Origin of the sequence: Pseudomonas sp. MF6755, from assembly GCF_016405635.1 — a bacterium.
In the GTDB taxonomy this organism is placed as follows: Bacteria; Pseudomonadota; Gammaproteobacteria; order Pseudomonadales; family Pseudomonadaceae; genus Aquipseudomonas; species Aquipseudomonas haemolytica.
The window spans coordinates 218,453-233,586 of record NZ_JAEKDA010000009.1; the positions used below are offsets into that span (position 1 = coordinate 218,453).

5 protein-coding genes are annotated in these 15,134 nt (G+C 65.6%); 3 read left to right on the forward strand and 2 right to left on the reverse strand.

What is annotated here, in order from left to right; genetic code table 11:
* Positions 1-23: 23 nt before the first annotated feature.
* Positions 24-6,434: a non-ribosomal peptide synthetase gene (locus JFT66_RS14250; protein WP_198859481.1), complete on the reverse strand. Its 6,411-nt coding sequence runs from the start codon at positions 6,432-6,434 to the stop codon at positions 24-26.
* A gap of 299 nt (positions 6,435-6,733) precedes the next feature.
* On the opposite strand from JFT66_RS14250, the gene JFT66_RS14255 reads away from it, so the two are divergent.
* From JFT66_RS14255 to JFT66_RS14265, 3 genes are read left to right on the forward strand one after another with little or no spacing between them, the layout of a single operon-like run.
* Entirely contained in the window at positions 6,734-7,618 is an 885-nt protein-coding gene (locus tag JFT66_RS14255) for an ABC transporter ATP-binding protein (RefSeq protein ID WP_198859482.1), read from the forward strand.
* Positions 7,615-10,677, forward strand: a complete 3,063-nt coding sequence (locus JFT66_RS14260) for a hypothetical protein (protein ID WP_198859483.1) — start codon at positions 7,615-7,617, stop codon at positions 10,675-10,677. The genes JFT66_RS14255 and JFT66_RS14260 overlap by 4 nt, the downstream gene beginning before the upstream one ends.
* A 33-nt stretch (positions 10,678-10,710) precedes the next feature.
* A complete protein-coding gene (locus JFT66_RS14265; RefSeq protein WP_198859484.1) occupies positions 10,711-12,858 on the forward strand; it encodes a TonB-dependent receptor in 2,148 nt (715 codons plus the stop codon).
* A 152-nt stretch (positions 12,859-13,010) separates the two neighbouring features.
* On the opposite strand, the gene JFT66_RS14270 is transcribed toward JFT66_RS14265, so the two are convergent.
* Positions 13,011-15,131 carry a TonB-dependent receptor gene (locus JFT66_RS14270; protein WP_233097095.1) on the reverse strand — a complete coding sequence of 707 codons (2,121 nt, stop codon included), beginning with the start codon at positions 15,129-15,131 and terminating at the stop codon, positions 13,011-13,013.
* Between the last annotated feature and the right edge of the window lie 3 nt (positions 15,132-15,134).

Here is a 15,134-nt window from a genome sequence, read left to right on the forward strand (position 1 = left end):
AATAAGGGGAGTTTGCACGGGCATCAGATAACGCCCTCTTCAACGGTGTGCGGGGTAGGCTGGCGCTCGAGGGTTTGCGCCACTTCCAACAGGCTGGCGGCGCCGAACAACTGGCCCATGGGCAGTTCCAGGCCGAGGCGGCTGCGTAGCATTTCGAGAAACCGTGTGGCCAACAGGCTGTCGCCGCCCAGGCGGAAAAAGTTGTCGTGGCGCGACACGCTGGGCACGTTGAGTAACTGCTGCCACAACTCGGCAACCAACTGTTCAGCGCCGCTCAGCGGGGCTTCATCCTGCGCCGGGCGGGCCTGGGCTGCAGCGGCCAGCGGCGCGAGCAAGGCACGGCGATCGACCTTGCCGTTGCTGCTCAGCGGCAGGCGATCCAGCACCAGAATCTGTTCCGGGCGCATATAGGCTGGCAAGCACTGCTCCAGGTGCAGGGCCAGCACCTCGGCGCAGGTACTGGCGGAGACGGCGGCGAGCAAGCGCTGGTCCGCGACCAACGCCACGGCCTGGTTCACGCAGGGATGACGGGCCAGGGCGGCTTCAACTTCACCCAGCTCGATGCGATGGCCACGAATCTTCACCTGGGTGTCGGCGCGCCCCAGAAATTCCAGCAAGCCGTCCGGGTGGTAGCGCCCCAGGTCGCCGGTGCGGTACCAGCCGTCGACAAAACGCTCGGCATTCAACTGCGGGGCATGACGGTAGCCGCGTGCGACGCCGGCGCCGCCGATCCACAACTCGCCGGTGACCCAGTCCGGGCAGTCGCGACCAAGGGCGTCCACCACGCGGTAAGCCTGGTTCGCCAGCGGCACGCCGTAGGGGATCGAACGCCAGCCCGGCAGCGGCTGCCGCACCTCGAAATGGTTGGACCAGATCGCCGCTTCGGTCGCACCGCCGAGGGCGATAAAGCGGCAGTTCGGGGCTTGTTGTCGCAGGCGTTGTGGCAGGTCGAGGCCAATCCAGTCGCCCGACAACAGTGCCACTTTCAATGCCAGGGGTTGCTGCTCCAGAGTGTTGGCTTCCAGCAGCATATCGAGCAATGCCGGCACGCTGTTCCACAGGCTCACGTGGTGCTGTTGCAGGGCCTTGAGCCAGGCGCGGGCATCACGGCGCTGGTCTTCGTCGATCAATACTAGGGCGCCGCCTACCGAGAGCAGGCCGAACAGGTCATACACCGACAAGTCGAAGTCCAGCGCCGATAGCGCCAGGCCACGGTCTGACGCATCGATGCCGTAGCAGCGGTTGATCTCGGCCACGGTGTTCATCGCGGCGCGATGGGTGATTTCCACGCCCTTGGGTTGGCCGGTGGAGCCGGAGGTGTAGATCACATAGGCCAGTTGGTTGGCGCACACCGCCAGCGGGGCCAACAGCGGTTCAGCGCTTTGCGCCTGGGACGGCTTGAGATGTTTGACGCCCGGCAGTTGCGGGTCGTGCTCGGCGAGGATCAGGCTGACGCCGGCCTGTTGCAGGATGCGCTGGCAACGCTGCAACGGTTGGTCGACACCCACCGGCAGGTAGGCGGCGCCGGCGGCCAGCACCCCCAGCACACTGGCGAGCTGTTGCGGCCCCTTGGCCAGGGACACTGCCACCAGGTCACCGGCTGCGACGCCTGCGTCCATCAGGCTGCGGGCGATGCGCAGCGCACGCTCGGCGAGTTCGCCATAGCTCAGGCTGCCCTGCTCGCCCCACAACAAAGCGGGGCGTTGCGGGGTGTGGTGCGCGTGCTGGAAGAAGCCCTGGTGCAAGGTTGAGTCACGCGGCACGCCGGGGCCAGGGGCATTCAGTCGGGCGCGCACCTGTGCCTGGGCCAGGGGCAGCAAGTCCGGCGGGGCGCTGTCCCAGACGTGTTCGGCCAGCCAGTTGAGGCTGTGCAGGTAGGCGTCGAACATCGCTTCCACGAGCCCGTCGGGAAACAGGCCGACCACCCGGTCCCAGTTCAGGGCGATGCCGCCGTCGGCTTCCACCACCTGATGGTCGAGCCACACCTGCGGGGTCTGGGTCAGGCCGAATACCTGTTTGGCGAACGGCCCGTCCAGCGGCGCGGCAGTGCCATCCGGCACCCCCAAGGCGCTGGTGAAGACCACCGGCATGCTGACCTGTTGTTCGCCGCTGCTGCGCGCCAGTTGGCGCAGCAAACTTACCGAACCGACGCAGCGGTGCTCCAGGGCGTCACCCAGATGCTGCTGGGTGCGCCGTGCGCGGTCGATCCAGCGTTCGCCCGCCACGGGGACATAACCGAGCAGGGTCAGGGAGGTGAAATCGCCCATGACCTGATCGATCTGTGGGTGCACCGCACGGCGGTCGAACAGCGTGAGGTTGAGGCTCAGGTCCGGGCGCGCACTCCAGCGCCCGAGGGTTTCGGCAAATGCACAGAGCAGCACCGCCGAGGCGGTCAAACCATGCTGTTGAGCCTTGGCCAGGATCGCTCGCCAGGCATCGGCGTTGACCTGCCCTTGCAGGCGTTCGAAACGTGGCTGGCCCAGGCTGGCGGGGTCGGCAGCCAGGGGCAGTTGCGGGTGCGGCGGCAGTTCGGGCAAGCGTGCCTGCCAGAAGCGTTGCGCGGCGTGCAGTTCGGCAGGCTCCACGCGCGACTGCATTTGGTAGTCACGAAACGACAGTTCCAGTGGCGTCAGGGCCAGCGTCGGCTCGCGGTATAACGCGTCGAGTTCGGCATAGAACCGCAGGATGCTCAGGGCGTCGAGGATCAGGTTGTCCAGGCTGATCGCCAGGCGTGTATGGCGGCCCTGGGTCACCACCTGCACATCGAACAGTGGCCATTGGGCCGGATCGAATACGCGGTGGGCACAGTGTGCGCGCAGTGCGTCGAAGCTGGTGTGGCGCTGGCCGATCACGAAGGTGGGCACCTGTGGGAGGATGCGCGCCTGGCCCGCGTGATCGAACACCGCGCGCAGCATTTCGTGGCGCTCGATCAGGCGCCCGAGGGCGTGTTGCAGGCGCGGCAGGTCGAGGTCTTCGACCTCGTATTCGCGGTAGAAGTGGCAGCTCACGCCGCCCAGCACCAGGCTCGGGTCACGGCCTAGCCAGTAGGCTTGCTGCACCTCGGTGATGGGGAAGGGCGCGTGGCGCTGGGCGATGTCCGGTACCAGGCTGCGCTGAGGCTCGGCCTGGGCCTGTTGATGCAGGCTGGCACAAAACTGCGCCAGCACCGGCTTGGCGAATACCTGGGCGATGCGTGCACCGCCCAAGCCTTGCTCGGCCAGCAGGCGCACCAGGCGTGTGGCGCTCAGGGAGTCGCCACCCAAGGCAAAAAAGTTGTGCTCGCGGCAGACTTCGCCACAGCCAAGTAACTGCTGCCAGGCTCGGGCCACCTGTTGTTCGATGGCCCCGCAGGGCGGCGACAGCTGGGCCGTGGCAGCGCCGCTATGATCGGCCAGCCAGCCGTTCAGCGCCTTGCGATCCACCTTGCCATTGGCGGTCAACGGCCACTGTGCACAGCCAAGGATCAGGCTGGGAATCATATAGGCGGGCAGGCGCTCGGCCAGGCCCGGCAGCTCCAGCGCAGTAGGGTGCGCCGGGCCATTTGCCAGGCGCACCACCGCCGCCAGGTGCTGGCCGGCGAGCAGCGCCACTGCCTGTTCGACGCCGGGGCAGGCCAGCAACGCATGCTCCACTTCACCGGCTTCGATACGGTAGCCGTGCAGCTTGAGTTGGAAGTCGTTGCGCCCAAGGAACTCGACGGTGCCGTCGGGGTGGTAGCGCGCACTGTCGCCGGTGCGGTACCAGCGCAGGCCCTGATACTTCACAAAGCGTTCGGCACTGCGCAGCGGATCACCCCGATAACCTTCGGCCACCCCGGCACCGCCGATCCACAGTTCACCGGCCACCCAGTCCGGGCAGTCATGGCCATGCTGGTCGACGATGCGCAGGCTGACGTTGTCCAGTGGCTTGCCGTAGGGCAGGCAGTGCCAGTCCAGCGCCTGGCCGGGCACGACTTCAAACAGTGTCGAGTGAATCGCCGCTTCCGTCGCACCGCCCAGGGCCATGAAGCGGCAGCCGGGGGGTTGGGCCCACAGGCGCGGCGCCAGCTGCGGCGCGACCTTGTCACCGCCGAGTAATACCGCACGCAGCGGCAGTGGAGCGTCGGCGCAGCCAAGCAGCATGTCGAGCAGCGCCGGCACACAATTGAGCACGCTGGCGCGGTGCTGCACGGCCAGTTCGCGCCAGCGCAGGGCGTCGCGTTGCGCGTCGGGCTCGATCAGGATCACCGCCGCACCGCAGGCCAGCGCGGCAAACAGGTCGAACACCGACAGGTCGAATTCCAGTGCGGAGAGCGCCAGGATTCGGTCGTTATGGTTGAGCTGCAAGCGCCGTTGCAGGTCCTCCAGGGTGTTGGCGGCGGCCAGGTGGCTGATCTCCACGCCCTTGGGTTCACCGGTGGAGCCGGAGGTGTAAAGGATGTACGCCAGGTCGCTGATCGCCCCGGCTCGTGGCGCCGGCAGTGCGCTGCCAACGTGCGGCAACTGGGTGAGCAGCAAGCGTGCGCCGGAGGCATCGCAGATCTTGCGGCAACGCGTGGCAGGCTGGTCGACGCCGATGGGCAGGTAAGTGGCGCTGCACGCGAGGATGCCCAGCACCGCGATCACCTGCTCGGGGCCCTTTTGCAGTTGCAGGGCCACTACGTCACCGCGCTGCACGCCTTGGCCTTCGAGGTAGGCCGCGACGCCCAAGGCACGCTCGGCCAACTCGCCATACGTGATGGCGCAATCGCCGTGCAGCAGTGCGGGCAGCATCGGCGTCAATTGCGCCTGGGTAAAAAAACGCTCGTGCAGGCGCTCGACCGGTAGCGCTACCGATTGGCCTTGGGCGGCGCTGCGTACGTCAAGTTGGCGCGCGGGGATCAGTGCCGGCACTGGCTGATCCCAGGCCGTGGCGTCATGGCACAAGCGCTGTAACAGGCCGGTATAGGCGTCGAACAGCCCATCCAGTACGCCGTCGGCAAACAGCCCTTCACGGGCGTCGAGGTTAACCAGGATGCCGCCGTCCAGCTCGGTGACCTGGGCGTCCAGCCACACCTGCGGGCCCTGGGAAATGATCCACGCCGGCTGGCCGAAACTCGCCTGTACGCCCTCGGCGAACAATTCCCCCAGGCCCAGGGCGCTGGTGTACACCACCGGCGCCAGCACTTGCTCGCCGCGATGGCGGGACAGTTCGCGCAATACCTCAAGCCCCGAAAACGCACTGTGCTCCGCATCGCCGTGGAAACGCCGTTGCAGCGCTGTGGCGCGGGCGGCGAAGGTGCCGGCCACACGGCCATCCCAAGCCAGCAGGATTGATGAGGTGAAGTCGCCGACCAGGTGCTCGACATCGGCATGCAGCGGCGTGCGGTTAAACAACGGCAGGTTGAGCAACAGCTCGGGTGATTCGCACCAGGCGCCGAGGGCTTCGCAAAACACTGCCGCCAGGGCCATGGCCGGGGTAAGGGCGTGCTCGCGGGCGTGGCGTTCAAACGCCTGGCGCTGGGACGGCGACAACCAGTGGTGACGGCGGCGCACCTGACGCTCATCGCCCTGGGCCTTGATCGGCAGGCGTGGCGCGCCGGGTAACGCGTCCAGGCGCTGCAACCAATGGTCGCGGGCTTGTCGGTGGCGTTCACGGTGCTCAGGGCTGGCCTGTTCCTGGCGCAGGTCGGCCAGGTAGCAGGGGAAGCTGTAGTTCAGTGCGGGCAGCGGTTGTTGCCGATACAACTGCACCAGGTCGCCCAGCAGGGTACGCAGGCTCAAGGCGTCGGCGGCGAGCATGTCGAGGTTCAGGTGCAGGCGCGTGCCTTGGGGCAATAGCGATAACTGGATGTCCAGCACCTGGCCGTGTTCCACCGCCAACTGGCGATGGGACAACTCGGCGCGCAAGGCCTCCAGTTGTTGTTGCACCTGTGCGGCATCGGCCTGGCGCAGGTCATGCACCTTCAGCCCTGCCCACGGGCTGCGCGGCAGGATCTGTTGGCGGCCATCGTCGAGAAACTGCGCACGCAGCATCGGGTGGCGTGCCAGCAGGGCATGTACCGCAGCTTCCAAGCGGGTCGGATCAACCCCGTGACCGTCGAATTCGTTGTAGAAGTGCGCGGCCACACCGCCCAGCGCTTGGCCAGGGGCACGGCCGATCCAGTACGCGTGTTGCATGGGCGCCAACTCGAAGGGCAGGCCGTCGTCCGCACTGTGATTGAGGGGCGCCGGGGCAGCGGGCGCGCCGTCAAGCAGCGCCAGCCAGGCGCACAGGCGTGGGTCGGCCACCAACTCGGCGAAACGTGCGGCCAGGCCCTGGCGTCGCCATTGGCCGGCGAGGCGGATCAGGGTGACGGAATCCAGCCCCCATTCGATCAGGTTGGCCTCCAGGGGAATCTGGTCGGCGGGCTGGCCCAGGGCTTCGGACAGGGAACGGCGCAGCAGTGTTGCGGTTGAGGTGCTGGAAGTGGCCATGGCTCAACGTCTTCTCATCGCTAGGGCCCGGGCCGGGGTTGGCCCAGGCGCTGGGGGCAGGTCAATGCGTGGAAGGTGATGCTAGTCATTCTCATTATGTGGACTACCCGGATCGAATCGTTTTTGCCCCGTATCCGTTTGCCAAGCACGGGGCAGGGCGTGGCGGCGGTGGGGCGTAACGCCGATCACTGCGCGGGATACGGTTGGAAAATGACTTGAATCGGGTAGAGCCGCGCCACCGGCCTTGACTACCGTCGCTCGCCGCCCTTTTGCAGGGCTTGTCCTTGATGGAGTTGTGGATGTCAGTCAATTCAGGTTTACAGGTGCGCGGTTTGTGCAAGCGCTACACCAACGGCGTCGAAGCGCTGCGCGGCGTGGACCTGAGCGTGGGGCCGGGCATGTACGGTTTGCTTGGCCCCAATGGTGCGGGTAAAAGCAGCCTGATGCGTACCTTGGCGACCTTGCAGCTACCGGATGCGGGCAGCATCCAGCTCGATGGCGTGGATGTGTTGGCCGACTCCGAGCATTTGCGCCGCCGCCTGGGTTACCTGCCGCAGCAGTTGGGCGCCTACCCTGGGGTGAGTGCGCGGGATTTGCTCGATCGGTTTGCCTGGCTAAAGGGCCGTACCGACACCCGCCAGCGTCGCGAGGAAGTCGAGGGCCTGCTGGCCAAGGTCAACCTGCAAGAAGCCGCGCACCGGGCGCTCGCCACGTATTCGGGAGGCATGTTGCGCCGCTTCGGCATCGCTATGGCCCTGATCGGCTCGCCGCGCCTGCTGATTGTCGATGAGCCCACCGCCGGCCTCGACCCGGCTGAGCGCAACCGCTTTCACCGGGTGCTGGCGGATGTGGCGGCTGAGTCCATCGTGCTGCTGTCGACCCATATTGTCGAAGATGTCGAGAACCTGTGCAGCCGCCTGGCGGTACTGGCCGGTGGGCGGATTATTGTCGAGGGCCGCCCGGCGGACTTGCTCGGCGCCGAGCAGGGCCGCTTGTGGGAAGCCTCGTTCGGCCGTGGTGAGCCGCTGCCCGCCGCCTTGCATGTGGCGGCCAGCCCCGCCGGCAGCCGCGTGATCGTACACGGCGAGCGCCCGGCTGACCCGCGCTTCACACCCCACGCGCCGCGCCTGGAAGACATCTATTACCTGGCGCTGGCCCAGGCCGGTGAGGCGCTCGAGGCATGAATACTTTTGCTCTGTTGATGCGCGAGGCCTGGGTGGAAGTCCGCGCCGGGCTACGCAGCGGGATTCCGTTGCTGGTGTTCCTGGGCTTGACCGGCTATTTGCTGATGTCCCTGACTAATGCCGACTACGTGCAGAAAATGGGTGCCAGCGACATTGCACGCAATGCGCCGAGCCTGATCTACCTGATGTCCTGCGGTTGCATGTTTTTTCTGTTTTTCGCCTGGGCCTGGGTGTTCGCGCAACCGGCCTTGCGCGACCGCAAGGCGCAGTTGGAAGAGGTGTTGTTGGCGTTGCCGCTGTCGCTGCCGGCGCTGCTGTGGGGGCGCTTTATCGGTGCGGCGTTGGTGGGCGGCTTGCTCGCCAGTTCGCTGATCGTCGGCTTCCTGGTCAGCCCGGTACTGGGCTGGCTCGGCTGGGTGCCGGCGGCCAGTATCGGTGCGCCAATGTGGTCGGCGCTGGGGTTTGCCTGGGTCGCCTTGCTGTTGCCGGTCAGCACCGGGATCGGTGCGTTGTATTACCTGCTGGCGTTGCGCAGCCGTGGCCTGGCGGCGCCGTTCGGGTTGGCGACGGTGTTGATGCTGTTGTGGATGTTTGCCGTGGTGGTACTCAAGGGCGGGCATATCAACCCGCTGTTGGCCGCCAGCCTGGACCCGTCATTGTTTACCTTTGCCCAGGCTCAGGTGGAGACTTGGAGCGCCGCGCAAAAGTCCCAATCGCTGCTGGCCCTGACTCCCGGGTTCTGGCTTAACCGTGTGTTGTGGTGCGCGGTGCCGCTGCTGTTGCTGGCCGTCGTATTGGCCCGCACCACGCGCCAGGGCTTGATGGGCAGGCGTAGCGGGGCGGTGTTGGCCGAGCCGCCGATGCTGCTGGCGAGCGCGGTGACCTTGCCTGGCCCGCTGGTGAGCAGCCAGTGGCCGCGCGCCTTGTGGTGCGAGGTACGTTGGCAGGTACGCCAGTTGTTCGCCCGGCGCATCTGGTGGGTGGCCCTCGGGTTGCTGTTGGTGATGGGCGTGCTCAGTGGCTTTGTCCATGGCGTGTGGCATGCGCGTGGGCCGATGGTGCCCCGGGCGGATCTGACCCTGCCGTTGCTGTCGAGTGCGTTGTTTCTGGTGATCGCGTTTATCGTCGCGGCCCTGGTCGGGCTGGTGTGCCGACGCGATGACGTCGAAGGCTTTGGCGCCATGCTGCAGTCGACGCCTGCGCCGTCCTGGCTGCGTCTGTTGGGGCGGGTGGCCTGTGTGCTGATAGCGACACTGGCCCTGGCGTTGGTGCCGGGCCTGGCCAGCTTGCTGATCAGTGCGATTGTCGCGCCCGACAGCCTGGCGCCGGGTTTTGTGCTGGTGTATCAGGCGCTGGTGTTCGCGCCGCCGCTGCTGGAACTGGCGATGCTTGCGGTGCTGGTGCACGCGCTGATTCGCCGCTCCGGGCTGGCCTATGCCACTTCGATGCTGCTGACGTTTTTCCTGGTGCTCAACCATGAGTTGGGGTTGGTCAGTTACCCGGCCTATGCAATGGCGATCCCGGCGCATGTGGGGGTGTCGCTGCTGATCGGTTGGGCGCCATGGCTGGGGTTTCTCGCCACCTTGGCCAGTTGGAAACTCGCCGGTTGCCTGGTGTTGCTCGCGGTGGCGGCACTGGCCTTGCCCCGTGGCCCGGAGCGTCGGCGGTTGAGCGATGTGCGCCGTGGTTTACTCGGCCTGCCCGGTGCGTTGCTGGCCTTGGGCATCGTCGGCTTGCTCGGCAGTGGCTTGCCGTTGCAGCGGCATCTGGTGGAGCAGGGCGAGTACCAGTCCGTCGCCGAGCAACGCGCCGAACGTGCCGACTGGGAACAGCGCTGGGTGCCTGGGGCGAGTGCCTGGCAGGTGGCGGGTGGGCGGTTGCAGCTGCAGGTTGATTCGGCGGCGCGGCACGTCGTGGGCCAGTGGACCTTGGACGGGGTGATCGCTGCCCATCTGGATGCCGAGTTACCGCCGAGCCTGCACGTGACGGCGGTCAGCGTGATGGGGCGACCGGTTGCGTTTGAACAGGCCACCGAGCATCTGCGTGTGCCCTTGGACGGGTGCGCGGCGAGCGGTTGCCAGGTGGTCTTGAACTGGACGGTGAGTGCTGATGGCTGGCCTGCCGAAGGCGAAGCGTTTTGGCTTGGCCCCCAAGGCGTATGGCTGGAAGCGCGCCGCGTGGTGCCGCGCCTGGGCCTGAACAGTGAGCGGCTGTTGCGTGCGCCGGCACAGCGTGACGAAGTCGGTTTGCCCGCCGCGGTGCCGCAGTTGCCCGCGGGGGCGGCAGTGGCAGTAGATGCCGTCGCACCGGCCGGCAACTGGCAATGGCAGCTTGCAGTCGATGACCAAGCCTTTACCGGCAGCAGCCTGGGGCCATTGGACTTTGCCTACGCCACGCCGGCTCAGAAAGATATCAGTCGTGAGCAGACCGCCCGTGAAGTGCAGGAAGACTTGGACGTGATGAGTGCCTGTGTGGCGCGCCGCCTGGGCAGCTACCCGCGTGTCGAACACCTGAGCCAGTGGCCAGCCGGCATGGGCGCCAGCCGCTTGAGCCACGGCCACCTGCTGCTCAGCCAGTCACCCAATTGGGACGTGGCAGCGGCAGGCGTCGGGCGCTGGGCACGTCGCGCCCACATTGCCGAACTGCTCGCCCGCCAATCGCTGATCAGCGCCAGCAACTTGCGCCAAACCCCCGGCTACCTGTGGCTGAGCCAGGGTGTGGCGGGGGCGGTGGGCTTGCTGTGTGTGGAGGATATCGACGGTGCTCAGGCCCGTGCCGCGTTGGTCAAGCTGACAGCCGACGACCTGACCCGCGCCCTGGGCAACGACGGTGAGCCGGTCGGCACCCTGGCCGATGCCCGCGAACAGGGCTGGGCCGCCAGTTACGCAGCGCTGGTCAGCCTTGACTGGGTCGCCGCACAAACCCCCGAACACCTCACGACGATGACCGCCGAAGTCCGTCACGGCCAGGGATGGCCAGCCGCGATCCAGGGCCTGCTGGGCGCGCCCTCCGATCCCGCGATTGCCACCGCGCTCAAGCGCTGGGGGCCAGCGCAATGAAGTTGAACCATCCCTGCCTTTTGGAGCTTTGTCATGTCATCTGAACTGTCTATCCAGCCGCTGCGTCGTCCTCTCGGTTGGCGGGCCAACGTATTGACCCAAGCCATGGCGCTGACCTTGTCCAGTCAGATGTGTGCGGCCTATGCCGCTGACCATCAACCGGCCGCCAGCGCCGAAACTATCGAGCTGGCACCGGTGACGGTGAGTGCGCGGTTGAACCAGGAGAGTGCCAAGGATATTCCGTTCGGTCTCTCGGTGCTCGATGGGCAAGCCCTCGAGACCCGGCGCCTGCGTACCCTGGAAGATGCCTTGCGTACCACGCCGGGGGTAGATGTGAACTCCTGGGGCGGCGCCAACGATGCCAACGTACGTATTCGTGGGGTCGGCTCGCTGAACCAGATGAGCATGGATGACGGCTCGGTGGTGCTGAACGTGGACGGGGTGCCGATGTCGGTGCGCAACGCGGCGATGGCGACCCTCGACGTGCAGCAAGTGGAAGTGCTCAAGGGGCCACAAGGCACGCTGTTCGGGCGCAACAGTGAAGCCGGGGCGATCAATGTCACCACGCGCAAACCCACGCGTGAACGGGAAGGCTACGTGCGCGGTGAAGTGGGCAACCAAGGCCAGTTCATGACCGAAGGCGCAGTGGGTGGGCCGCTGACCGAGTCCCTGGCCGGGCGGATTGCGGTGCGGCGCAGCGGCTTTGATAACTGGGTCGACAACCAGCAGGACGGCGACCCCCTGACCCAACCCCGCGACCTGGCCCTGCGCGGCAGCCTGCTGTGGGACAACGACGAAGGCACCACCGGCCTGCTGACCGCCGAGCGCCAGCGCGCCGATCACTACGCCGGCTCGGAGATCCTGCGCCCGTTCGGCAATCGCCCAAGCCTCGACTACACACCGGGCACCTTCAACGGCAACAAGAAGACCAACGAGCGTTATTCCTTCGAGCTCAACCACGACCTGGCCCAGGCCCGGATCACCTCGATCAGCGCCTACACCAGCACCGACTTCAAGGCGATCAAGGGCTACGATCGCAACATCACCCAGGCGTTATATGGTCAACCTTTTGAGTACCTGGTCGAAGACGTGGCCCACGAGCGGGTCTGGAGCCAGGACCTGCGCCTGGGCTCGCTGGCGGATGCGCAGGTGTTCTGGGTGACCGGGGTGAACCTGTCCCGCTCCGAGCGCAGCTTTGATTCGACCAACTTCAGCAACGGCGCCCGACAACTGCGCGATTTCACCACCAACAGCTATGCCGCCTACGGCGAGGTGACCTTCCCGATTGCCGAAGACTGGAAACTCACCACCGGCCTGCGCCACACCTGGGACCGTAAGACCTACGGCGCCGACTACACCGGTGGCGGCAACCTGGTCAGCGACAGCCGCCGCTTGCAGGTCGACTACAACACCGGGCGCGTGGCCCTGAGCTACGCGTGGACGCCGCAGACCAATTTGTATGCGGTGTTGTCACGGGGCTACAAGTCGGCCGGGTTCAACGATTACGCCACCTCGATCAAGGACAGCGAGCCCTACAAGGCGGCCAAGGTCAACTCCGCCGAAGTCGGCTTCAAGCATGAAAGCGAAAGCGGTGCGTTGAGCCTGGAAGGTGCGTTGTTCATCACCCGCGTGCAGGATGACCACCTGCTGGGGTACGACTTTAAAAGCATGGCGGTCAGCGCAGTGAATGCCGACACCCGCAGCAAAGGTGCCGAGTTTTCGAGTACCTGGCATGTCACCGATGAACTGACCCTGGGCAGTGCCATCAGCTACACCAACGCGGTGGTCACCTCGGATGCGCCAGGTGTTTCCGGTGGTGATGTGGCCAAGGGCAGCCGCGTGCCGGATGTGCCGTTGTGGAGTGGCAACTTCAGCGTGGCCTGGAACAAACCCTTGGGTGAACTGCTGGGCTTGCCGGCGCCGCGCCTGAATACTTTGCTCAATTATCGCGTACAGAAAAATCGTCCGGCTGATCCGCAGAACCACTATGACCTCAAGGGGTACGCCAAGCTCGATTTGCACGTTGGGGTCGAGAGTGGGGGGTCGGAGGTTTACTTGTGGGGCGATAATCTGCTGGATGCGCGGTATGACCTGTATGGGGCGTATTCCACCGATACGGTGTTGACCGGGATGCCGGGGCGCGGGCGTTCGGCGGGGGTTGGGTATAGCTATCAGTTTTGAGGCAGTCCGGCTGCACTCGGTTAAAAATGTGGGAGGGGGCTTGCTCCCGATGGGGGAGTGTCAGTCAGCACATCTGTGACTGATCCACCGCGATCGGGAGCAAGCCCCCTCCCACATTTGGACTGAGGACAGCAGGCTGAATCGCCGTCAGTTCAGAACTGATAGGAATAGCCTACGCCCAACGTACGCCGCCGCGACGGTGCCCCGTAAGCCACCGGCTCACTGTAGAAACCATAGGTGTCATACGTCTGGTTCAACAGGTTGTCGGCAAACGCATACACCTCTCCAAACTTGCTCTCCAGCCCCGCCCGCAGGTCGAGTTTCTCGTAGTTATCCAGGTTGAAATGATTCTGCGGATCGGCCGCGCGCTCACCCACCAGGTGGTAGTTGAGGCTGGTGTTGAGGGTGGTTTCACCAAGGCTGGCGACGCTGCCCAACGGGTGCTTCCAGCTGGCGTTGAAGTTGCCGCTCCAGCGTGGCACATCCGGGGTGCGGTTGCCGGCGGCGACGTCACCGGCCTGGATGCCTTGCACGCCGCTGGTGATCTTGGCGTCGAGGTAGGTGGCGCTGGCGGCCAGGGTCAGGCCGTAGTCGAAGCGCCAGGTGCCTTCCAGTTCGGCGCCGCGGGTGCGGGTGTCGGCATTGAAGGCATTGGTGGCAAAGGTCGCGGCGTCATAGCCGAGCAAGTGATCGTCGTGTACACGGGTGTAGAACAGCGCGCCGTTGAGGCTGCCGCGACGGTCTTCTGTCTCGCTCTTGAAGCCCAGCTCGGCGGCCTTGCTGACGGCGGCTTTGTAGGGCGCGCTGTCGCTGACCTGGGACGCATAGTCATTGAACCCTCCGGACTTATACCCCCGTGCCAGTTGCACGTAGACGTTGGTCTGCGGGGTGATCGCATAACTCAGGGCGGCGCGACCGGTGGCGTAGTGGTCGGTGAGTTTGCGCGAGTCATCCACAGCGCTCGAGCCTGCGAAATATTGGCCGTTGTAGGTCTTGCGGTCCCAGGAGTGGCGGTAGCCCGTGGTGAGTTTCAGGCGTTCGGTCAGCGGGAAAGTCACTTCGCCGTAGCCGGCGTAGATGGTGGTGGTGAAGTCGCGGAACTTCGCGCCGGAGGTGCCGTAGGTATTGCGCGGGGTATCGTAGCTGCGCTCGTTGCGGCTGGCGGCGACGCCGGCGACCCAGAACACGTCGGAGTCTGGCAGTGAACCCAGGTGCACGTCCTGGCTCCAGCTGCGCTCAAAGGATTTGTCCACCACCCAGAACTCGCCGGGCGTGCCATAGAGCGCGCCCATCAGTTTGCTGTCGTAGGCGATCAAGCCGGTGAAGTCGGCAGTGCCGGTGGCGGTGGTGGAGGTCAGGCGGCTGTTGGCGAAGTCGTGATCGACCTTGATCATGTAGCGCTCGGTGGTCTTGTCGTTGTCGTCGAACAGGCCGGGAGTCAGGTCCAGGCTCGGGTGGCTGCCGTAGGGGCGCAACACCAGGGAGTTGGTGGCGCGTTCGGTCTGCTGGCGTTCGGCGCTGAACAGCACCTGGGTGTCATCGTTGAGGTCCCACAACAGGCTGCCGCGATAGGCCTCATTGCGCGGCTTGGTGATGGGGTGGTGGGTCTGGTCGTTGTCGATCCAACTGTCGTAGCCGGCACGGCGCACTGCCAGTCGGCCGCTGAAGCTGTCACTGAGCGGCCCGCCGATGGCGCCCTCGGTGAGAAACTGGCCTTTCTGGCCGACTTCGCCACGCACATAGCCTTGCAGTTCGCGGGTGGGTTGGCGGGTGGTGATATTCACCGCGCCGGCTTGGCCAATGGCACCGGACAGAGTGCCCTGCGGGCCCTTGAGCACTTCGATGCGGTCGACGTCGAGGGTGCCGAAGCCCAGGCTGCGCGACGACACCGGCACGCCGTCGATATTGAACGCCACCGAGCTGTCGTCCATGGACATCTGGTACAGCGAACCCACGCCTCGGATCAGCACGTTGAAGTCATTCGGCCCGCCGGAAGAATTGACGCTGACCCCTGAGGTATTGCGCAGGGCGCTTTCCAGGGTGTCGAGGCGTTGGGTACGCAGTTGCTCGCCGCTGATCACACTGACGCTGATTGGCACTTCCTTGGGATCTTCCTTGCCCATGCGCGCGGTCACCGTCGAGGCGGGCAGTTGCAGCGGCTCATTGTTGGCGGCGAAAGCTGAATGGGTCAGTGTCAGTGCAATTGCTATTGTTATACTATTACGTTTGTAGCAAGATTGGCGGGTAGCCGTCGTGTTGCATCGTGCAGACATGAT